At 42.0% G+C, this 22,442-nt stretch carries 17 protein-coding genes; 7 read left to right on the forward strand and 10 right to left on the reverse strand.

Going from position 1 to position 22,442, the window contains the following annotated elements; all coding sequences use genetic code 11:
* Positions 1 to 117: 117 nt before the first annotated feature.
* The 3 genes from MKY93_RS04265 to MKY93_RS04275 all read right to left on the reverse strand — a co-directional run bounded on the left by MKY93_RS04265 (position 118) and on the right by MKY93_RS04275 (position 3,514).
* Positions 118 to 282: a hypothetical protein gene (locus tag MKY93_RS04265; protein WP_340758365.1), complete on the reverse strand. Its 165-nt coding sequence runs from the start codon at positions 280 to 282 to the stop codon at positions 118 to 120.
* A gap of 513 nt (positions 283 to 795) precedes the next feature.
* The gene (locus MKY93_RS04270) at positions 796 to 2,454 is read right to left on the reverse strand and encodes an N-acetylmuramoyl-L-alanine amidase (RefSeq protein WP_009765901.1); all 1,659 of its coding nucleotides are present in this window, start codon (positions 2,452 to 2,454) and stop codon (positions 796 to 798) included.
* Between the two features lie 163 nt (positions 2,455 to 2,617).
* Entirely contained in the window at positions 2,618 to 3,514 is an 897-nt protein-coding gene (locus MKY93_RS04275; RefSeq protein WP_009765900.1) for a C40 family peptidase, read from the reverse strand.
* Positions 3,515 to 3,810: 296 nt separating this feature from the next.
* On the opposite strand from MKY93_RS04275, the gene MKY93_RS04280 reads away from it, so the two are divergent.
* Both MKY93_RS04280 and murJ read left to right on the forward strand, forming a co-directional pair.
* Complete coding sequence (locus MKY93_RS04280) at positions 3,811 to 4,929, forward strand: glycosyltransferase (protein ID WP_009765899.1); 1,119 nt, start codon at positions 3,811 to 3,813, stop codon at positions 4,927 to 4,929.
* A complete protein-coding gene (gene murJ / locus MKY93_RS04285) occupies positions 4,926 to 6,209 on the forward strand; it encodes a murein biosynthesis integral membrane protein MurJ (protein ID WP_340758366.1) in 1,284 nt (427 codons plus the stop codon). Before MKY93_RS04280 ends, murJ begins: the two co-directional genes overlap by 4 nt.
* 505 nt (positions 6,210 to 6,714) lie before the next feature.
* On the opposite strand, the gene MKY93_RS04290 is transcribed toward murJ, so the two are convergent.
* A complete protein-coding gene (locus MKY93_RS04290) occupies positions 6,715 to 8,307 on the reverse strand; it encodes a SulP family inorganic anion transporter (RefSeq protein ID WP_221836729.1) in 1,593 nt (530 codons plus the stop codon).
* 237 nt (positions 8,308 to 8,544) lie between these two features.
* Between MKY93_RS04290 and MKY93_RS04295 the strand changes: the two genes are divergently transcribed.
* The gene (locus tag MKY93_RS04295) at positions 8,545 to 9,282 is read left to right on the forward strand and encodes an SDR family NAD(P)-dependent oxidoreductase (RefSeq protein ID WP_340758367.1); all 738 of its coding nucleotides are present in this window, start codon (positions 8,545 to 8,547) and stop codon (positions 9,280 to 9,282) included.
* Between the two features lie 74 nt (positions 9,283 to 9,356).
* Here the strand turns inward: MKY93_RS04295 and MKY93_RS04300 are convergent, their stop codons facing one another.
* The gene (locus MKY93_RS04300; RefSeq protein WP_078817227.1) at positions 9,357 to 10,055 is read right to left on the reverse strand and encodes a C40 family peptidase; all 699 of its coding nucleotides are present in this window, start codon (positions 10,053 to 10,055) and stop codon (positions 9,357 to 9,359) included.
* Positions 10,056 to 10,322: 267 nt separating this feature from the next.
* On the opposite strand from MKY93_RS04300, the gene MKY93_RS04305 reads away from it, so the two are divergent.
* Positions 10,323 to 12,218 (forward strand): sensor domain-containing phosphodiesterase, encoded by a 1,896-nt coding sequence (locus MKY93_RS04305; RefSeq protein ID WP_340758368.1) that lies wholly within the window; start codon positions 10,323 to 10,325, stop codon positions 12,216 to 12,218.
* A gap of 62 nt (positions 12,219 to 12,280) precedes the next feature.
* Here MKY93_RS04305 and MKY93_RS04310 read toward each other — a convergent pair whose 3' ends face one another.
* From MKY93_RS04310 to MKY93_RS04320, 3 genes are read right to left on the reverse strand one after another with little or no spacing between them, the layout of a single operon-like run.
* On the reverse strand, positions 12,281 to 13,933 hold the full coding sequence (locus MKY93_RS04310; RefSeq protein ID WP_340758369.1) for a b(o/a)3-type cytochrome-c oxidase subunit 1: 1,653 nt from the start codon (positions 13,931 to 13,933) through the stop codon (positions 12,281 to 12,283).
* Between the two features lie 3 nt (positions 13,934 to 13,936).
* Positions 13,937 to 14,437: a cytochrome c oxidase subunit II gene (locus tag MKY93_RS04315; RefSeq protein ID WP_009765891.1), complete on the reverse strand. Its 501-nt coding sequence runs from the start codon at positions 14,435 to 14,437 to the stop codon at positions 13,937 to 13,939.
* A gap of 26 nt (positions 14,438 to 14,463) precedes the next feature.
* Positions 14,464 to 14,604 carry a cytochrome c oxidase subunit 2A gene (locus MKY93_RS04320; RefSeq protein ID WP_425441331.1) on the reverse strand — a complete coding sequence of 47 codons (141 nt, stop codon included), beginning with the start codon at positions 14,602 to 14,604 and terminating at the stop codon, positions 14,464 to 14,466.
* A 348-nt stretch (positions 14,605 to 14,952) separates the two neighbouring features.
* Between MKY93_RS04320 and MKY93_RS04325 the strand changes: the two genes are divergently transcribed.
* Together MKY93_RS04325 and MKY93_RS04330 are read left to right on the forward strand one after the other, a co-directional pair.
* Entirely contained in the window at positions 14,953 to 15,735 is a 783-nt protein-coding gene (locus MKY93_RS04325; protein ID WP_009765889.1) for a glucosamine-6-phosphate deaminase, read from the forward strand.
* A gap of 1,083 nt (positions 15,736 to 16,818) precedes the next feature.
* Entirely contained in the window at positions 16,819 to 17,298 is a 480-nt protein-coding gene (locus tag MKY93_RS04330) for a C40 family peptidase (protein ID WP_009765887.1), read from the forward strand.
* 347 nt (positions 17,299 to 17,645) lie between these two features.
* Here MKY93_RS04330 and MKY93_RS04335 read toward each other — a convergent pair whose 3' ends face one another.
* Positions 17,646 to 18,554 (reverse strand): accessory Sec system S-layer assembly protein, encoded by a 909-nt coding sequence (locus MKY93_RS04335; RefSeq protein ID WP_078817230.1) that lies wholly within the window; start codon positions 18,552 to 18,554, stop codon positions 17,646 to 17,648.
* The gene (gene secA2, locus MKY93_RS04340) at positions 18,551 to 20,917 is read right to left on the reverse strand and encodes an accessory Sec system translocase SecA2 (protein ID WP_078817231.1); all 2,367 of its coding nucleotides are present in this window, start codon (positions 20,915 to 20,917) and stop codon (positions 18,551 to 18,553) included. Before secA2 ends, MKY93_RS04335 begins: the two co-directional genes overlap by 4 nt.
* Positions 20,918 to 21,322: 405 nt before the next feature.
* Here secA2 and MKY93_RS04345 point away from each other — a divergent pair, with 405 nt between their 5' ends.
* Positions 21,323 to 22,366, forward strand: coding sequence for a glycosyltransferase family 4 protein (locus MKY93_RS04345; RefSeq protein ID WP_009765884.1), 1,044 nt, complete (start codon positions 21,323 to 21,325; stop codon positions 22,364 to 22,366).
* Positions 22,367 to 22,442 lie beyond the last annotated feature (76 nt).

Consider the following 22,442-nt stretch of genomic DNA (forward strand, 5'->3'; position numbering starts at 1 on the left):
CATAGAGAGCAATGTGAATTAAAGGTTGTCTTTTCGCTATTTTAGCGCTTGTAGGGCGCCTACGTTTGGGACTCGATGTGCAAGGGAATCTTTCGTCGCAAAAGCTAGATTTGACTACTAAACAGATACTAGCTTGGGCATCGAGATAATAAAAGTAATACCGTCATTGAACTCACTTCGGCGCTTGCGGCTGGCTCCCGCAATGAGCCAGTCAGGAAGAGCGCCTGTCTGTCTCATTGCTCCGCCTACCGCTTGTAAGGCGCCTTCGTTTAGCAGGTACAAGCAGGTATTGTGTTTTTTCTGCTAAACAATTTCCGGGCATAACAGGAGCATTTGTTCAAGTGCAAAGCAACGTCATTGGACACACTTCGGCGCTAGCGGATGGCTCCCATGATGAGCCAGTCAGGAAGGGCACCTGTCTGTCTCATCACTCCGCCTACCGCTTGTAAGGCGCCTTCGTTTAGTGAGGGGGAAGCACTTGGCATGTTTTTCTGCACCTTGGCTTTTGACTAATTAGCTGGACAACTTAGGCTTACTTATTTCTAAACACCACACCCATTATTTTAAACATGCCAGCGAAGCCGCAACTGCGGGGTCGGCCGTAGCCATGAGACAGCTAGCGTTCTTTGCTAGTTGGCTCATGGCGGGAGGCAATCCCCCAGCGGCGCAGCGGTGACAGAGCACAAGCCTCTTTCTATTTAGACCCAAAATAAGTCGAGTAACGGCCCTGGCCCTTAATACTTGAACACAAAAAACCTCCCAGACAATCGTCTGGGAGGTTTGAAACGCTGAAGATTATTGCTTGCTGTAGTACTGGTGAAGACCTTGGTAGATTGCGTCTGCGTAAATATCAGCATACTTGTCGCTTGTCAGCTTCTTGTAATCATCTGCATTCGTCAAGAAACCTAACTCCACAAGCACCGCAGCTACATTATTATTACGGATTACATAGAAACGGTTATTCTTCACACCGCGGTCGACCATATTCGCCTTCTGCACAATATTACGCTGAATGAATGTTGCCAAGTCGCGGCTTTCCGTAGCATTTGGGTTAGCTGAAGAGTCATAATACGTCTCTGTGCCTTTAGCAGAAGCGGTTGCTGAATTCACATGAATTGAAACGAATGCTTCTGCAAAATTCTTCTTAGCGAAATTCGTACGCTCTTCCAATGCATAATACTTGTCTGTTGAACGTGTCATCAACACTTTAGCACCAGCATTTTTCAGCTTAGCTTCCAACTTCTTTGAAACTTTCAAAGTGATCGATTTTTCTGTTTGTCCACTTTTACCTGTGCCTGGATCATGTCCGCCGTGGCCTGCATCAACTACGATGATGCGATCACGTAATGGATTACCGGTTTGGTTCAGTAATTTCAAATACGACTTGTGTACGTAGCCTGTTTTGCTGCCGTATTTAATTTTTGCCCAATAACCAGTGACTGAAACGATTTCTACTTTTTGACCTGTTTTCAACTTATCAATCGTAGGTGCACTAGAATTACCTGCAGAACGGACATTCAAACTATTCACTGTTACTTTCCCCATCAACTTTGCAGAAGGGGAGGGAGTTGGTTTTGGAGGTGTTGGCTGGCTTGGTTTGCTTTCTTCCAGATTACTAGATGTATAGTTTTCATGGATATAGCCATAAACGCCTGCAACATTTACCTTCAACCAAACGCCTGTAGAGCCAACTACTTCGACTACTGTACCATTAGGCAATGCATCGATGATTGTAGAAGTAGCGGAAGGAGCTGAACGTACGTTTAATGGATCATTATCATTTCCTGTATCGACCTTTACATAATCGACACTGGATTGTTGGTCGGGAGCTTTAACTTTTAGCGCAAATTGCTTATCAAGTGCGCGGGCAATAAATAATGCAAATTGAGAACGAGTTAATTTGTTATTCGGCAAGAATTTTTTGTTGTCGCCTTGTGTGATCCCTGCATAATATAAACCGTTAATGCGCTCTGCATATTTATGATTGACTACATCTGTTAAAACTAATGGTTTTTGACTTGTCACTTTTTCTGATAGATTAAAAGCGACGGATAGTGCATAAGCCATTTCGTCTCGTTTAATTTCTTCGTTTGGATTAAAACGGCTGCCATCGGAAATATTGAAAAATCCTTTTTGTATCGCGATATTGGCATATTTGTATTGTTCGCTATTTGGTTCCAAGCCGTCAATCGTCATTTCTTTGAGCGGCGTGTTTTCAAAACCTTTTGCAATGACAAGCATTTTTGCAACGTGTGCACGCTTTAGATTGTCTTTTGGATTAAACTTAACTGATTTATTGACAATTCCTTTTTCGGCTATGTAATGGACTTCCTTATAATATTCACGTTCGACTGGTACATCGGAAAACTTGAAACTTGCTAATGACTGAAGAGGTGAGAGAACTAAGATGGTGAGCAGCAACAGTCCGGCTGTTGCCCATTTGAACTGATTCATGGAATCCTCCTAAAATATGATAGTTTACTAAGATAAGTGTAACAGCGTTGAAAAACGATTACTAGATGTTTTTGACAGTGTTCGAGAAATAGTAACTTAGCGCGAGAAATTTCGTCATAATTATACAAAACCGAATGTCCTTTTAGAACATTCGGTGGCTGACTTAATTTTTTACACGGTCAATAAATTTTTTCAATTGTTCGGAAGTTACTTTATCATCTAAACCGAATGTACCGTCTCCGTAACCAGTTGTAATATTGTGGTGGTAGAGAATATTGATATATTCAGTTGCCCAGTGGCCTGCAGGAACGTCCGTGAAATTCGCTTGAGCTGAACCTTTTAAATCGAAAGCTTGTACTAATACTTTTGCTAGTTGTGCACGAGTTAATTCATTTTCTGGTTTGAAATTGCCTTGGTCGCCGGAAAAGATATTCGCTTCGGCAACAGCTGAGATTGCAGCATAGTAAGGATTAGATTCATTGACATCTTTAAATGTAATATTTACAGTTGTTTGATCGAGATTAAGAGTATCTGCAAGAACCTTTGCTACTTCTGCACGGCTTGCGTATACAACTTCTTTAACAGGTGCTGCAGCAGCGACCTTTTTCTCTTCATCGAAGCTTGCTACACGGCGCGCACCGATATAACGGCTGCCCCAATAGTAAGGATCGTTGAGTGAAGATACCATTACACCTTTACTTGTGGAAGCATGAATGAAGTTATTGGATCCTGTGTATACTCCTACGTGAGAAACACCGCGTCCTGAAGTATTGAAGAAAACCAGATCTCCAACTTCTAAATTACTCTTTGCAACGGCAGTGCCTGCTGCAAATTGCTGTCCTGTTGTCCGTGGCAATGAATGGCCTTCTTTGTTGAAAACATATTTCGTATACCCTGAGCAGTCAAAGCCCGATGGAGTCGTTCCGCCATAAGAGTAAGGTGTTCCTAAATAATTTCGCGCAGAGCTAATTAGCGACGTTGGTGAGTTTGCGGAAGCAAATTCTGGTACAAGTGAAAAGAATAATAAACTTGCCAGAGCCAGAGACAATAGACGTTTCATGCTGTTCTCAAATTCCCCTTTCGCACAATCAACTGTTGTGCTTTGTAATCTAGGAATATATTAGCACGTATAAACACGTTTTTTGTTACATTTTCATTACAAGAGGATTACAGGTGATAGATTAGTTGAAATGTTAATAGAAAGACCTAAAATTATTTGAAGTTTCGGTGGAAAATAATGAATAATCAGTTTATAATTAACGTGACTTTATAACTATCAGTATTATGGTATAATCATTCAACGAATAAAAGAGCTAGCGTCCGTTAAACCGGAAAGCTAAAAAGGATGAGTAATTAGTGACTAAAGTAGTAATATTTAGCAATATGTATCCTTCTACTGAACATCCTACATACGGGATTTTTGTGAAAAATCAAGTGGAATTACTGAAAAACAGCGGGTTGGATGTCAAAGTTATTGCAATCAATGAACCAGGAAAAGGACCAATTGAAAAAATAGCGAAATACATTTCATGGGGTACCCAATCCCTTACTTATTTAATTAGACATAAAAAAAAGATTGGGATTACACATGCTCATTATGCATTTCCTACAGGTATTCTTTCATTTATAGGAAAGAAGTTATTCAATATTCCATACATAGTGACAGTTCATGGTGGAGATTTGGATAAAATGGCGAAAAAGAGCGATCGAATTGCCAAGTATACGAAAAAAATCTTGGAGGAAGCAGCCAAAGTGATTGTTGTAGGTGAAAAGCTTCGAAATGATGTGCTTCAAGATTATGAAATATCTCCGCAAAAAGTCGAAGTGATGAGCATGGGAGTCGACACAAATATCTTTAAACCGATGGGGCAAGAAGAAGTTCGCCTTCTATTAAATGTACCGTTGAATGAGCGAGTAATGATTTACGTAGGAAACGTAATCGAAGCGAAAGGTGTCATAGAACTGCTGGATGCCCATTATCAATTGAAGAAAAATCATGACGATCTTCTTCTCTATATAATAGGATCGCAAAAAGATCAACGTTTTGTCGATACGGTAAAAGAAAAAATTGAAAATGAAGAAGGCCTCCATCCAGGCTCTTTGGACATTGAGTTCAGGGAACCTGTTAGTCAAACGGAACTTGCGAAATGGATGGCAGCGGCAGATGTGTTAGTGTTGCCGTCTTATCACGAAGGTTTTGGTTTGGTGGCATTAGAGGCGCTTGCATCAGGAGCGAAAGTCGTTGCGACAAATGTCGGCGGTTTGCCTTATCTATTGCAAGATAATGCAGGGATCTTAGTAGAACCGCACGATGCGGATTCCTTGGCAAATGGCTTGGAGAAAGCGCTTGTGGATGACATAACAAGGGCTCAACAGGAAGTCATACAAAAAGTCGTCCAGCAACATTCTTATGAGGTAATCGTCAAGAGACTGAACGATATCTACGAGCAGAATGGAAAGGGATCTTTTAAATGAGTAAATTATTCAAGATCATCGGAGCTGTCGCGATCATAAATATTGTAGCGAGGCTGTTTGGGTTTGGACGAGAAGTAGTGATCGGTATCCAATATGGTACATCTATGGTTGCAGATGCGATTGCTACAGCCTATACAATTCCAAACTTTATCTATTTAGTGCTGGGCGGTGCGCTGACGACAGCTTTTATCTCTGTTTATCATTCGTCTAAGATGGACAAAGAGCTGTTCGTACGTAAGGCTTTTACGACAGTTGTCGTGTCCGCAACTCTCATTACGCTGCTTCTTGTTTTATTGACCAACCCGATTTTACATTTTTTCTTTAAAGATTTAAGTGAAGAAGATTTTACATTAACGAGAAATCTATTTCTTTGGATGATGCCTTCTTCTATTGTCTTGGTCATGTCGACATGGATGAGCGGCTTATTGAACATCAATGATCGATTTCAGTTATCCAGTTTAGCCATTCTTTTATACAATGCATCATTTGTCGCTGTAGGTGTTCTATTGACTAAGTGGCTTGGACCTGAGTCGTACGGAGTAGGTGCGATGGTTAGTGCGCTGTTAATGGGTATATTTTTGTACTGGGGAATCAAGCGCGCGGACTTGTCTTCATTGAAGCCTTCTTTTGGGATGACAACGGATATAAAAAAACTTTGGTGGCTGGCACTGCCTATTTTATTCGGCGGGGCCTCTTTGCAATTTTATTATATTATCCACCGAATTGCTGCGGATGGATTGGGGACAGGTGCAATTTCATCCATTAACTACGCATCGAAACTGACAGGCTTTCCACAGGCGATTTTGATGACAGCGGTAACGACGGTCATTTATCCGATGCTTGCGAAAAAAGAAGGCGAAGGGGATACGAAGACGGTCAAAATGCTCTATAAAAAGGGTATGCTATATATGGTGGCTCTTTTAGTGCCTGCAACGATTTTTTGCTACTTTCTCGCGGAACCATTGATCCGACTGGTTTTCGGATATGGAAATTTTGGAGAAGAATCCATTATGCTGACTGTTCCAGTATTTAAAGTATTCTCTTTGTCCATGTTTTTCTTGGCAGCGAATACGTATGTAACGCGTTTTTATTATGCAAAAGGGAATTCCATCACGCCAATCCTATTTAGCTTGATCAGTGTGTTTGGAATTAATATCGGAATCATTTATGCATTTGTTGATCAAATCGGAGCCCAAGCCATTGCTTATGGAACCGTGATCAGTGCAGCAGTGAACTTTTTGCTACTCGCAGGCTATGCACGATTTAAGTGGAAATTATAAGACGAATAAAAGAGCTTCCTGTCCCAAAAAGGATAGGAAGCTCTTAGCTTGTGGACAGCAGAAAACGCAAGTGGGTGATGGCACCGTTGATCTACGTTCCAGGCGGACGCTTCCCGCGGGGTTCGCGGTGAGCCTCCTCGTCGCTACGCTCCTGCGGGGTCTCACCTGTCGAGCTAATCCCGCTGGAGTCGCCGCCTTCTACTACGATCAACTAGTGTATTTTCCCAACTTTAGTGAACGCACCATCCATTCGAAGAAATTTTAAATACAAGAAGTAATGTCAAAGTGGATATACGTATACTTTTCTGTCTTGGGAAGCGATAATTCACACTATATACAATGAGCTTGCTATGTCTACAGTTCACTTTATAGGGATTGGAGCGGAAGACGGGCGAAATTGCAAAGATGTGCTCCCAACGCTTCGCTAAATCCCCGGACCGCAAGCCCATAATCCTTCTAGATGTTTTCTCTCTGGCGTTAAGTCATACTTTATCACTTCATTTTTTCATAGCATGAAGAAATTATCTTTGCCGATTTTCTCAAACAGACCACTGCGTTTAAATAAGTTTACTTTATTCGGCGGCACTTTCTTGAAGATGAGCCGTTTATTTTGGCGTCGTGCTTCATCGAGAAGTGCGGATAGTGCAGCTTCTCCTGTTGCATCGATTGCGGTCAGATTTTCCATGTCTAAGATGATAGTAGATTGTTTGGTTTTCAAAAACTTTGGATAACGGTCTTCGAAGTTTTTGGCAGTGCCGAAAAATAATGGGCCTGAGAGTTTGTATTTGATCAGTTCCTTCCCGGAATCTGTTGCCAACTTGAATTTCTCGACATCTGTCAATTTACTTTCTTTAATATCTAGAGAACCGCTCATTTTCCGCAAGAAAGAAAGAGCAGCCAACAGGATGCCGACTTCCACTGCAATGGTTAAATTTATGAAGATCGTTAAGAGAAAAGTAGTTAACAGGACAAGTGAATCGCCTGACCGCAGTGAAATGATTTGTACAAACGCTTTTCTAGCACTCATATTCCAGGCGACATACATTAAGATCGGTGCCATAGCGGCTAGCGGAATGTAGGAAGCATAAGGTGCGAACACTAGCAGAAATGCCAGAACAAATATACTTTGTATCACACCGGACATCGGACTGACCGCACCTGAACGAATATTCGTGGCGGTGCGGGCAATCGCTCCTGTTGCAGGAATCCCGCCGAAAAGCGGTGTAATCATATTGGCGATGCCTTGCCCGAATAATTCCCTTTTGGAATCGTGTTTCGCTACATCACTTTTCATGCCATCCGCGACGACAGCTGAAAGAAGCGACTCAATCGCGCCAAGTGCCGCGATGATCAAAGCAGGTTGCCAAAGAGCAACAAGTTTCGAGAGGCTGATTTCGGGAAAATGGAAACTAGGTAGATGCTGCGGGATACCGCCAAATGCAGTTCCGATCGTCTCGACTCTACCAGGGAAAAATAAAATCGTACAAATCGTTGGGATTAATAAAGCGACGAGCAATACTGGAACTCTTGGAGCGATTTTTGGTAAAATAAAGATGACGAGTAACCCAATCGCTGCAGTCAAAATACTGTATGTGTTCACCGTATAAAATTGACGAATAATCTCCATCATACTTTCATGGAAAAACTCTTTCTTCTCAATACCTGTCAGCCCGAAGAAATTTTGGAACTGTCCAGTAAAAATAATGACTGCAATACCGGCTGTAAAGCCAATCGTGACCGAACGCGGGACGAAATGAATTAAATTACTGACACCAAGAAATCCCATAACGACCAAGAAGACACCCGCTAAAAATCCGGCAATCAATAAATCCTCATAACCATATTGCAGCACGATCGCCAGCAAAATAGGAATAAAAGCTCCTGTTGGTCCTGCAATTTGGAAACGCGAGCCACCTAACAATGCGACGATCAGACCGGCAATTATCGTTGTATATAACCCATACTCAGGCTTCACACCGGAAGCAATTGCAAAAGCCATCCCAAGTGGAATGGCTACAATACCAACAGTAATCCCTGCAATCAAATCCTGCCGAAAGCCTGCTGCATTATAATTTAGAAAGCGTCGGTCTCTGAACATCTTTGTTCACTTCCTCCACTTGTAGTATATATCTAACAATTCTTATTATATCGTACACTGGGAGTCTATACAAGGTGTGCATAAAGATAAGGCTGGAATGAGTGGTAATTTTGAACTTTCCAGTTTATTTATACAAATAGCCAATGTACGAGGAAAACGTTCAATGTAATCATGTCGGGAAATTGAATTAAAGATACTTTAGTGTTAAAATATATATAATAAAAGGAGTGGTGAAATATGGGCAGATTACAAGACAAAGTAGCGTTTATTACTGGCGGCGCCTCTGGTATGGGTGAGATGATGGTGAAGCAATTTGTGGCAGAAGGAGCGAAAGTTATAGCGGCCGATATCAATGAAGCTGCACTAGAAGAAAAATGGGGCGGACAAGATCAAATCCTCATCGTCAAACTTAACGTGACAGAAGACAACGAATGGAAAGACGCTATGAAAAAAGCGGTCGATCACTTCGGCAAACTGGATATCTTAATTAATAATGCTGGAATTTCTACTGAAAAAGCAGTGAACCAAATTACAATTGAAGACTGGCGCAAACTATCCGATATTAACAGCTTCGGTACATTTCTTGGCATGAAACACGCAGCTGGCTATATGTCCGAAGCAAAAAAAGGTGCTATCGTTAATATTTCATCTTATACGGCTTTAATCGGAATGGGCTTGAACCCATATTCCGCATCTAAAGGGGCAGTACGCGCGATCTCTAAAGCAGCTGCAGCCGAATACGGTAAAGACGGTATCCGAGTCAACACAGTATTCCCGGGTGTTATCGAAACACCGATGACTCAAGCATTAGAAGAATCTAAAGAACTACTCGGGATGCTTATTAAGATGACTCCACTTGAACGCCTAGGGAAGCCTGAAGATGTTGGGAATGCTGTAGTGTTCCTCGCATCAGATGAAGCCTCGTATATTACAGGTGCTGAACTTGTAATTGATGGTGGATACTCAGCGAGATAATCAACGCAAGAAGTAATTGAAAAAGGGCTGCTCTGTACGTCATGGTCATGATGTACAGAGCAGCCCTTTTGCTGTTATTTAATGTCCTTGAAACGTTTATAGCCTAGGAAACGCTGGCTCCAATATGGAGATTCAACAGAAGCGATTTCTATCCCGTTTGTGCCTGCATGGATGAACTTACTGTCGCCAAGGTAAATTCCGATATGGGAAATGCCTGCACGATATGTATTTTCAAAAAATAATAGGTCACCTACGACAGGGGTTTTAATAAAAACAGAACGATCGTACATTCCGATTGTATCGAGCCTTGGTACTTTTACGCCTGCTTGGTTAAACACGTAATAGATGAATCCACTGCAATCAAATCCAGATGGAGTGGCGCCTGCCCAGACATAGGGAACGCCTTGCAGAGGCATAGCAACGTCGACCACTTTATTCATTAGTGCGCTGGAGCCAGCCGATGGTTTTGGTGTAACAGTCGGCTTGTCCACTATTGGCTTCTTGGCATCATGTAATGAGTTGGTGGAAGAAACGGTCTTAGCATTCTTTGATTTATTTTCAACGATCAACTTTTGATTCACTTTAATAGTATCGGAAGAAAGCGCATTTAAGCTCTTTAATTCATTTACTGTCAATTTATATTGGTTGGCCACTTTCCAAAGCGAATCACCTGGTTTTACAACATGCGTTTTTGTCGAGGCGTCTGCACTTCCCACCGAGATACTTGTTGCGAGCATGAGAGAGGCAATGGCTGCGAGAGCTGTTTTTTTCATTCTGATTATCCCCTTTTGAATATGTTTAGCTATTTCTACTAAGTTAGCAACTTATCGAAAATCAACCAATAAACCTAGTATACAGAAGAATATTCTGAAAATACATGTATCGAAAGTCCGATATTAAACTAAAATTTTTTGGACAAGTATACTTTATTGCGGAAAGAACTATGTGTTACTATTAATTTATCTATAGACTGATATAATTGAACCATTAAAATTACTTTGTTTTTTTCACAGATTTCACATAAGAAAGGCGGTGCTTTCTTGCGAAGGGATGATAAAATAATCGAAAACTTGCATAAGATTGATGCAATACGCGTGCAACAAGAACGGATATTTGAAAAAGCAAAATACTGTGCAGTTAATCCGAAAACAATTAAAGAGACGCTGGAGAATATATGTTTTGAAGTTTCCCAGATCATGGATTGTGAGCGCGTGAGTATATGGCTGTTTAATGAGGATCGGACAGTACTTCATTCGCAAAACTCTTATAACGATGAAACAAAAGAACATGTTGTTGACGAAGATTTGAGAGCTGAAGAGTTTGCAGCCTACTTTACAGCTATTCAAAGCCACCGCACATTAGCAGTAGTTGATATAAATCAAAACGAGGCTACCAAAGGAATTGTACGAAAATTCCTCGGTTATTCGGGAAACTATCATTCGCTTTTGGATGCGTGCATAATTCTTGGTTCAGGAATCGGCGGAGTGCTCTGCTGCGAATCACGTGAACGCCGGGAATGGAATACCTTTGATCGGATGATTATTTCCTCCATTGCTGATATGCTGTCCTTTCTATTCGATCGATTGAGCCGGATAGATTTTGAAGAAAACATCCATCGCTTGGCTTTTGTAGATGAACTGACAGGAATGAAGAATTATAATGCGTTCCTGACACAAGTGGCTTCCAGTATTTCACCGTTTGACGAACAGCAGGAAGGGATTTTTCTCTATATGAATATTGACCAGTTCATTGATATTCAAAGTGCATTGGGTCCTGAGTTGGCAGATGAAATTATTCAGACTGTCGCCAAGCGTTTTCAGCACTATTTGGATATGCCTCATTTCATCTCAAGAATTGCGTTTGATCATTTTATCCTCTTCGTTCCTTACGGTAAATATGGCATAGAATTTACCAAGAAAATGGAGGGACTGATGAAGAAACTGAATGAACCCATTCTTGTCGCTAAACAGGAAGTTTACCTGACATTCAGTTATGGAGTCGCATACTATCCGAAAGACGTTCGCTCTCCGATTGATGGAGTGCAGGCTGCACGTTTTGCTTTGGAAACTAGTAAACACCTTTCTTCTAGAAAGAGTGTAGGTATTTATAATGTAGATATGCACAATCATATGAAACAAGCGATGATGTCTGAGATGAACTTGCGCAGAGGTCTGGATATGAATGAGTTCAGTCTTTTTTATCAGCCGCAAGTACTAAGCGAAACAGGGGAAATCATCGGTTTTGAAGCGTTAATCCGTTGGCACCATCCAGAATACGGATTAATATATCCAGCAGATTTTATTGAGCTGGCAGAATCGACAGGTTTTATACTATCAATTGGCGAATGGGTCATCCGTCAAGCGACAGAAAAGCTGAAAATATTTAAGGTATTGGGGCTACATGACCTCACTATTTCAATCAATCTATCACCGAGACATTTTTTGCAAGATAAGTTACCAACATTTCTACAAGAATGTTTGGAAGAAGCACAAATATCTCCTAGTAAATTAGTATTAGAAATTACAGAAAGTGTCGCACTCGAACGACATGATATAGTACAGAAACAAATTCAGACACTGTCAGACCAAGGATATTCTATCGCGATCGACGATTTTGGTACAGGCTACTCTGCATTTATCTATCTTCAATCATTCCCTATCAAACAGCTAAAAATCGATCGAACGTTTATTATGAATATTGTGCATGACGAGAAAAGCAGGACCATTGTAAAAACAATCATCCAATTAGGTAAAACATTGAATATCCGAACAGTAGCAGAAGGGGTAGAGACGAAAGAACAATGGGAAATCCTGAAAGACAAAGAATGTGATGAACTACAAGGTTTCTATTTTGCCAAACCTCTTAACGAACAAGCTATGGCCGAAATGCTTGAGAACTTGACAGGTCATACCGCTTTGTATTTACCGCTAAAATAATGTTTTAGTACAAAAAAGCCCTGAAATCCAAAGAATATGGATTCTCAAGGCTTTTTTGTTGTTTAAGAACGTCCGATTGGCCAATCGAATGGGATAGACCCTGGTGGAGAGTGCTTGATGATGTCAATCATCGGAATCGTGTACGCGAATAAGATTAACGCGATCGTGATACCGATCCATAAATACCAGTTCTCCAAAATCTTCGGTGTTTTTTCTGCATCCATATCCTCTTCGGCAACTGGATATTCTTCGTACCCGCGAGGTGCGAAAAATGCCAGTTGGATGAAGATATAAACCATCAATACGATACCGACAAATAAAATGGTTCCCCCAACTGCTTGTGAAATTTGATAGCTGATCCAAGTGGCTACTTGATCGCCTCCTGCGTATTCAGAGAAGTTTGAACGACGTGGTCCGCCGAGCAAGCCTTGAATGTGCATGGAAGTAGACATAATTGTCATACCAACTGTCCAGATGATAGTTTGAATAATACCTAATTTATTCAATTTGGGAGTCAAACGACGACCCGTCAAATGTGGAATCAACCAATATGCAATACCGAAATACGTCAAGATCACGGTTGTAGCAATCGTCAAATGGAAGTGACCAGTAACCCAGATTGTGTTGTGGACGAGAGCGTTCACTTGGTGAGAAGCGTTTATGATCCCGCCTGCTCCTCCTGGAATAAAGGCTACCATTCCAATGAAAGGTGCCAAGAAACGAACATCTCTCCAAGGAAGGTGTCTGAACCAGCCAAATAAAGACTTATATCCTTTATTTCTTCCCGTCGTTTCAAATGTAGCGAATATAGAGAATGCAGTCATCAAAGTCGGAATGACAACCATGAAAGTTAAGACAACTTGAATGAATTTCCAAGTAGGATCGATACCTGGCTCTGTCAGTTGGTGGTGAAACCCGACAGGTATCGAGAACATCAACAGTAAAATGAATGATAGTCTTGCTAATGAATCACTGAAAAGTTTTCCACCGATAATTTTTGGGATAATTGCATACCAGGCCATATAAGCAGGCAAAAGCCAGAAATAAACGAGCGGATGTCCGAAATACCAGAATAATGTACGCGTTAAGAGTACGTTTACGGTTGCAACATAGCCAAGTGACCAAGGTAAGATCAGTACGACAACTGAATAAGCTACTCCCAATGAAGCAACAACCCACATGACCATATTGATGGTGACCATGAAAGCGAGTAATGGAGACTTTTCACCTTTATGGGCTTTCTTCCATACATACAATTGACGGAAGTTGACAATAGCGGCAATCCAACTACCGATAATAACGAGCGCTAAACCAATATAGAAAATTGGATGTGCACGAAGAGGTGTATAGAATGTATATAATACAGAAGCCTCTCCAGTTAGAATCATCCATGCTGCGAGTACGGTACCGACCAGCATGACCCAGAACGAAACCCATCCCCACATGATTTGCTTATCGGATATTCCAACCGTTTTTCCCATAAGCGAAAACTGGAACCCGATGATGAAGAATGTAGTTAAAACCAGACCAAGAACAACGCCATGTGTTGTCAAGATCGTGTAGTAATCGATATTGAATGGTAATGTATATTTTCCTGAGCGAACCAATGTCTGCAATAGTCCCATTAAGCCGCCGACCAAAAGAGAGACAAACGTGACATACATGAAGGACATATACAATCTTGATTCTTTTTTTGAGAAGTTAAATAGTTCCATTGGTTAGTACACCTCCACAGTGCCAAACATTAAGTGGTGTCCGATGCCGCAATATTCATTACAGACAACCGTGAATTCACCATTGTTTTTCATGACAGCTTCAAAGCGGCTAATATGCCCTGGTTCCACCATCATATTGACATTCGTTCCGGCCACTTGGAATCCATGAACTACGTCTTTACTTGTAATTTGGAAAAGGACTGTGGAACCTTTCGGCACGCGAATCGTCTTAGTAGCGCTGCCATCCTCTTCTTTTCCGAAGTCATAATTGAAAGCAGAAGCGACCATATTAACAACATACTTACCTTCAGCTACTTCAGTCAGGCCCAAGTTTTCAGGCTGGAATGCTTCATTCGCTTCCACGTTTTGCGGATCGATTGTTTCAATATGGCTTTGTGGGTGCGTTCCTTTCCAGAATGCTGCAAAGCCGATGATAATTAGGAATAAGGCCAATGACCCTAAACCAAATACAAGCCAAACTTTTTCGTATTTATGCAGATGCATAGTATTTCCTCCTCAAACACTTTTGGTTATCTAGATAAGAAAAGACCGTAGATTCCGAACCAGAAGACAAGAATTATGACACCTAGGATCATTACCATGATCAACGTGCCTTTTAAATTCACATCTTCCTTCGTTTGTTTCGCAGAAGCCATTTTTCTCTTGCTCAATGCGGCCACCTCCTCGTCGGGAAATTAATCTTACGTTTATCTTAATCTTTGGGAGGGAATAAGGAATTAGGGAATTCCCTATGAGTGTAAAAGCAGACGAACTGTTCACAATATGTTCAACCACTATACATCCTTTTGACATACACAACTGCGTATCTTTGTGCATCAAAAGTGCAAAGCGCCGTCTAGTCTCGACAGGCACTGGAGGTCTTGCCGACTAAGGTGTGGCCTTTGCACCTTTTCGGAAAGACCGAAGTGACCGAGAGACTGGCGCTTGGAACTGGATGCGATCAAAAGTACAAAGCGCCTGCAGTGTAAATCAACGGTTTAAAAGTCTACTCCAAGTGAATGGTTCAAATCTTGACCAATGAAACATTTGAAATTACAATATATAAGGTAAAACTTAGGAAAGCCGGTGTGTATAAGATGGAAAACTTAAAATGGATCACAGTAAAAAGTCCTGAAGAAGGAGCAAAAGAAGTTTATAAAATTATTGAAGAAGAGCTCCGCAACAATCGACTAAACGTACTTGGACTAGCGACAGGCAGCACGATGATCCCGGTCTATCAGGAATGGACCAACTCAAACCTGGACTTTTCACAAGTAACTGCGTTCAACTTGGACGAATATGTAGGGATAGATGCTAACAACCCAAATAGCTATGCCTACTTTATGAAACAACATTTATTCAATAAAAAGCCTTTTAAAGAAACACATATACCAAACGGGATGGCGGAAGACCTGGACAAAGAATGCCAGAACTATGAGCAGCAACTAAACGCCAATCCTCTTGATATTCAATTATTAGGGGTAGGAGAGAACGGTCATATTGCTTTTAATGAACCCGGAACTTCTCCTGATTCCGTAACACATGTCGCTACACTCACAGACTCGACTCTTGGCGTAAATAGCCAATACTTTGAGAACGACGAAAAAATTCCAAACACGGCTCTAACGATGGGGATTTCCTCCATCATGAAGTCGAAAAAACTCATCATGGTTGCATTCGGCGAGAAAAAGCGAGCAGCGATGGAGAAATTAAAGCAAGGCGAAGTCACACCCGACTGGCCAATCACTAAACTATTGCGTCATGAAGACGTAGTGGTAATAACGGATCTGCAAATCGACTGATGTCCTACAAAAAAGGCTGCTTCCTCAATTCTGAGGAAGCAGCCTTTAGCTTGTAGATAAATACCTATGAGATAAAGTTGGATTAGCGTTATAGAATAGAACGCAAGAAAGGAACATGGGCGTAGGTCCGGGGATTTGCGCTCCAGACGGGACGCTTTCCGCGGGGCGTGCGGTGAGCCGCTTCCTTCGCTTCGCTCAGTCCAGGGTCTCACCTGTCACGCTAATCCCGCAGGAGTCGCCCATCTTCCGCTACAATCCCTACTTTATTATGGGAAGTTTAAAGTGTTGTTCTTTGCAATTTTTTAAGTGGTAATGTGATGCTTTCTTATACATTGTAACCAAAGTTCAAAAGCGAATGATAAGCAACATTGCCCGAAAGTTTATTTTCCTGAATCACTTAACGCCCTTAAACTAAGTCAATGAAATATGGTAGTTTTGTACTTTGACTATGGAAACACTTTTTAGAACTTAAAAAACTACAATGAGCTTGCTATGTGTCCCTACATGCTAACTATGGATTGGAGTGGAGGACGGTCGAAAGGCAAAAATGTGCTCCTAACGCTTCGCTTTTAGTCGCAAAAGCCGTTCTTCGTGACGGCTTTTCCTGGGGGATCAGCGTGCGTCTTGAGACCCCGCAGGAAGCGAAGCGAACGAGGAGGCTCAAGGCCACGCCCCCCGGAAAGTGTACCGTCTGGAACGGAAATCCCGGACCGTTCGCAAGCTATAATTTCATAAGTCTATTCGGATAAGTCACCCTATTTCTTATCTTCAATTTCAACAAAACACTTGGTCAGGGATAAGAAAGCGTCAGCTTGGAACGTAGATCAACGGTGCCGTTACCATACCCAAATCTTTTTTTATAATCCGAAGGCTGCTTCTTTACGAAAAGCAGCCTTTTGTATGTTCAATTTTATCGAAAGATAAATATATTGTAATAAAATGTTTCAAAAGTAACGGATATTACTGTTTTGAAATCTTCTTGTTACATAACTGTAATATAGCAGGCGTTTGAAAAATGATAGAGTTAATACAACATAAAAGGTTAGCAAGTTACCTAAATACATAAGATTATCGGAGGAACACATGAAGTTATTGAAGAAAACGTTTTCAGTTTTGGCAATGTCTATTTTATTACTCGTCGCTCCTTTCGCTGGACAAGCAGATGCTTCAACAAAATCTACAAATATTACTAAGACGGCAACAAGTCTAACAGGTATTAAATACCGTTATGGCGGCACTACAAAAGCAGGGTTTGACTGCTCAGGTTATGTCGGATACGTATTCAATCAAAATGGATTGAAAGTGGCACGTACTTCCAGTGGTCTTTATGCATCTGGAAAACCAGTGAAAAAATCCAACTTAACATCTGGTGATCTTGTATTCTTCAATACAAGTGGTAAAGGTGTCTCTCACGTAGGAATCTATGTAGGGAACGGAAAATTCGCTCATGCTTCGACATCTAAAGGTGTACGAGTAGATAAATTAAACGATCCATATTACTGGGGCAAGCGCTATGTAGGTGCAAAACGCATCGCTGGCGTTCATCAAGTCGCAGCTAAATAATAAAATTCCAATCGATCTTCCAATAGGGGGATCGATTTTTTTGTACATAGAAAAAGGAGCTAAATAACTTGTAAACGATCGGGAAAGTGCTGGGTAGTGACTCGATTATGAACTATATCACCAAAAATCAGTGAGGTAAATTGCTCTATGAGCGAGTGGAGTAGCTTTATGATCGAGTTCAGTGATGTTATGAGCGCCTGTGGGATTTGTATGATCACCAGGGTACTAGATATGAGTGCCGAATGGAGTTTATGATCGCTTGCGGGTAGTTTATGATCATCGGTAGACATTTTCAGTCAATAAAATGAAAGAACTGCCCGATAGATTTTCCGGGCAGTTCTTTTTCATTAATTTGTAGAATCTTGTGGTACGCGGATCGTCCAGCGTGAGAAATCTGGTTCGTCCTTTTTAATCAATTCTGTCGGATAGATGAACGTCCAAGGAGTCGTGCTGTTCGCTTTCACAGAAAGCGCGGGATTCAACTCAAATGTTCCCCGTGCTACGAGTTCCCCAGTTGCATCAATTAACTCTAAAGGAAGCTTTTCAATATTAATCTGCTTGGAATGACCGTTACGGACAAAAACAGATGCTGCAATATTGCCGTCTTCTTGCTTTTGAATTTGGAACCCTGCGATATTTACTTCGCGGGGTTTTAGTTTTGGAAGACCAGCTACTACTTCAGCTAGTGCTTCTTTTTGCTCAGCAGGCAGCTGCTCTTCCCAAGAAGGTGCAAGCTCCAATTGATGTGGCATCATAGAATGTACATTGAACGCGAGCTTCCAGTTTTCAGTCGGAAGTTCTTCTGCCAATTGATCATTCTTTTCAAATACAAATACCCATGGACGTGCGCTGCGTGCAGGAATTTCGCCTAGTTCATTCAAGTCGAACTCCGCGGAAGCTGCTGTATTGCCTTCCTCGTCAATCAATAATAATTCGATGGAACCGACAGCGATTGCTTGGTCGAGCGAAGAACGGAAAAACGCTTTGACAAGCCAGCTACCGTTTGCAGGCTCCAAGTCAATATCGATACCTGATAAAGAGATTTGATTTGGTTTTAATGGCTCCAGTTCATTCGCGAGGAAACGAAACACATATTCTTGCTCCTGTGTCAGATTCCATTGCGGATGAAGGGATAGTGCCGTCTCGATGTCTTCGTTGCCAGAGCTGCTTTGTGCATTCTCTAGTATTTCATTGGATTCCACTGTACTGTCTAACCCAGTTTTTTCAGTCTTTTTAAATAGGTTGAAGAGTTTCATTGGGAAACCTCCTGTTCTTGTGTGTTAAGTTGCTTCATGAATGCGATAATTTCAGACGCAATATCGCGACGCAGACGTTGATAATGCTTGGCAAATAATTGCAAGCCTTCACGCTGGTAAATACGCATCGGATCTTCTTGTCCGTAAGAACGCAAGCCGATTCCTTCTTTTAAGCGTGTCATCACTTCAAGATGCTTGACCCACATCGTATCGAGATAGCCTAGCATGACTTGAGGGAGCAGTTGACTCACTTGTTCATTATCAGTGAAGGAGTCAATAAATGCAAACAACTCCGCCATTCCTTCATCATACTGTTTCAAGATATCAGAAGTTCGATCCAGTGACTTCGGCAATTCGACAGGAGTCAGCAATAAGGCGTTCATCGTGCGCTCAATCCGTTCGAAATCCCAGTTATCTGCAATCTCATTGTCTGGACAGCTGTCGAGTACAACAAATTCAACCGTTTCAGAAAGCATCGCCTTCAACTTTCCGAAAATATCTTCTCTTTCAAGTACCCGATTACGCAATGAATAAATAACTTCCCGTTGGTCATTGATGACGTCATCTAGCTTGAGATTATATTCCCGCATGGAGAAATGAGCCCCTTCAACAATCCGCTGTGTTCGCTCTGTTAGCTCGTGGACTTCAGGGTTTAACACTTTGCCGTCTTCATCGGTGCGTACCTTCGGCAGGAACTTCTCGAGCTCTTCAGGGGAAAAGCGAATGTACATCTCATCTTCCAATGAAAGATAGAATTGGCTTTCGCCGTGGTCACCTTGACGACCTGAACGACCTCGCAACTGATTGTCGACACGACGGCTCTCGTGCTTTTCCGTACCCAGCACGAACAATCCGCCGTTTTCTTCGACACCTTCGCCGAGCACGATATCTGTACCGCGGCCGGCCATATTCGTAGCAACCGTAATATGTCCTTGTTGCCCAGCTTGTGAAATTAAATCGACTTCCTGCTCGACACTTTTCGCGTTCAATAGGTGGAAATCCAAGCCTTGTTCACGCAGATGCTTTGCAACAGCTTCCGATTGCAGGATGGACGTTGTACCGACAAGTACCGGCTGTCCTTTCGCATGACGCGCTGCCACTTCTCTTGCCACTGCTTTATACTTCTCTTCAATCGTCTTATATACGAAGTCCGGAGAATCGATTCGCGCACGTGGACGATTCGTCGGAATTTGAATAACTTCCATATTGTATACTTCACGGAATTCCTTCTCTTGCGTTTTCGCCGTTCCGGTCATACCGCAAAGTTTTGGATACATACGGAAATAGTTTTGGATCGTAATTTGGGCTTGTGCTTTATTTTCATCTGTAATGGGCACGCCTTCTTTTGCTTCGATCGCTTGGTGCAGACCATCCGACAACGTACGGCCTTCCATGATTCGACCTGTGAACATGTCAACCAGCTCGATTTTTTCATCGCGCACGATATAATCTACATCGCGCTTAAAGATGACGAATGCACGTACAGCCTGGATGACGTAATGATAAAGCGTTTGGTGATCCAAGTCATATAAGTTGCCGATACCGAATGCTTTTTCAACTTTTTCGATACCTTGCTCAGTTAGTGATGTAGCTTTTGTGGCATCGTCAAATTCGAAGTCTTCACCCTTTTTGAAGCGTTTTGCCAAGCGAGCCGCAATATGGTGCAGATCGGCATCAGCTTGCATTTTACCTGCTACGATGAGCGGTGTTTTTGCTTCGTCAATCAAGACGCTGTCGACTTCATCGATAATAGCGAAGTGGTAGGGTCTTTGTACTTTTTGAGAAGGATCTTGGACCATATTATCGCGCAAGTAGTCAAAACCAAACTCTGTACCGACACCGTATGTGATATCCGATTGGTAGGCCGCTTGTTTGGCCGGTCCTTGCATCATTGGTACGTTCAATCCAACTGTCAATCCGAGGAAGCGATGGATTTGTCCGATTTGTTCATAGTCACGCTTTGCTAAGTAATCATTTACAGTGATGACATGCACGCCTTTTCCTTCTAGGGCACGTACGTAAGAGGGGAGAGAAGCAACGAGTGTTTTCCCTTCACCGGTCGGCATCTCAGAAATATTACCTTCCGTTAAGACGGCTCCGCCAATTAGCTGCACATCAAAATGCCGCATTCCAAGAACTCGTTTGGAAGCTTCACGCACTACAGCAAAAGCATCCGGTAAGATGTTTTCGATCGTAGCTCCGCCTTCCAATTGCTCTTTGAATTGATCAGTCATACCAGACAAGTCATCATCCGACATGGCAATGTATTTAGGCTCAAGTGAATTAATCTGCTCCACAATCTTGCGGTATTTCCGCAGTTGCCGTTCACTCGTCCCAGTTTTACGCTTAAAGATTTTCAACATAAATTAAACGCTCCTTTATAAACCTCTATCCAAATGAGAGATTCCTATCTATTTTACCAAAAACCTAGGCAAAAGACTATCTCTAGAATATGGCTGTATGGTTGAAGTGTGAACTTTGTATTGTTCGGGAGATGACTATGTATTCTGCGTTGTAGTTTCGTTATTTTAGTGGTTGGGAGCAAGAAGTTTCAGGGTAAGCAACTCAACCATGACGCAGGTGTAGCTTCACGCACATTTAACTTCATATATCCTAGCGGAAATCCCGCTAGGACCAGTAGCAATGTTAGTTTGCAAGCAAGCGATTGAGGGAACGAACAGGGAAAGTGTACTTAGTAGTGAAATCTAGTAGCAAGCATGCTATAATGAAATGCGATATGAACTTATTGTTAATTGGGGAGGAAAGACATGTTATTCATTGCAATGTCTGTAGCTTTTATCGCTGCTGTCATACTTACACCACTTGTCATTAAACTCGCTTTTCGAATCGGTGCGGTTGATCGTCCCAATTATCGAAAAGTCCATGCGAGAGTTATGCCTCGAATTGGTGGACTAGCCATCTTCGGCGCATTTATTATTGGATATGCGATTTTGTTGCCATCCGACGAACACGCAGCTGGCATTTTGGTCGGTGCGCTATTGATTGTCATAATTGGCTTTTTAGATGATATGCTTGAAATAACAGCGAAAGCAAAGGCGTCAGGCCAGCTTGTAGCTGCATTGGTCGTCGTTCTATGGGGCGGTCTGCAAATAGAGATGATTAACTTGCCGTTCATTGGCCAGTTGGATTTAGGATATTTAAGTATTCCAATCACCATTATTTGGATTATTGGAATCACCAACGCCATCAATTTGATTGATGGATTGGACGGCTTGGCCGCAGGCGTATCTGCCATTGCATTAATTGCCATTACAGTCATGGCTGTGCTGATGGGGAATGTCTTCGTTGCTGCTACAGCATCTATATTGGCAGCCAGCTCGCTCGGATTTTTGATCTACAACTTCCACCCAGCGAAAATTTTTATGGGGGATACAGGATCGCTGTTCCTTGGCTTCATGATTTCGGTACTGGCATTGCTCGGCTTCAAGAATGTTGCGGTTGTATCCTTGGTCATTCCGATTATTATGCTCGGTGTTCCAATTTCCGATACGTTCTTCGCGATCGTACGACGCGTTCGAATGAAGCAGCCAATTTCAGCAGCAGATAAATCACATTTGCATCATTGCTTACTGCGTTCAGGTTTTTCACATAGACAAGCTGTATTGACGATCTATGGAATTGCGATTTTATTCGGTGCGGTGGCCGTACTGTTTTCGCAAGCAACGGTATGGGGGGCATTGTTGCTCGTACTAGTTATGCTCATCGTCATTGAGTTGTTTGTCGAATTGATCGGATTGGCAGGAGCGAATTATCGCCCGTTGTTGAATTTAGTGCGTATGATTGGTAAATAAATCTGAAAGCTCCCATCCGGATGACGGATGGGAGCTTTTTTGGTGTCTACTAATAGGAAAAGAGCGAGATGCCATA

This window comes from Sporosarcina sp. FSL W7-1283 (assembly GCF_038003105.1).
GTDB classification, from domain to species: domain Bacteria; phylum Bacillota; class Bacilli; order Bacillales_A; family Planococcaceae; genus Sporosarcina; species Sporosarcina newyorkensis.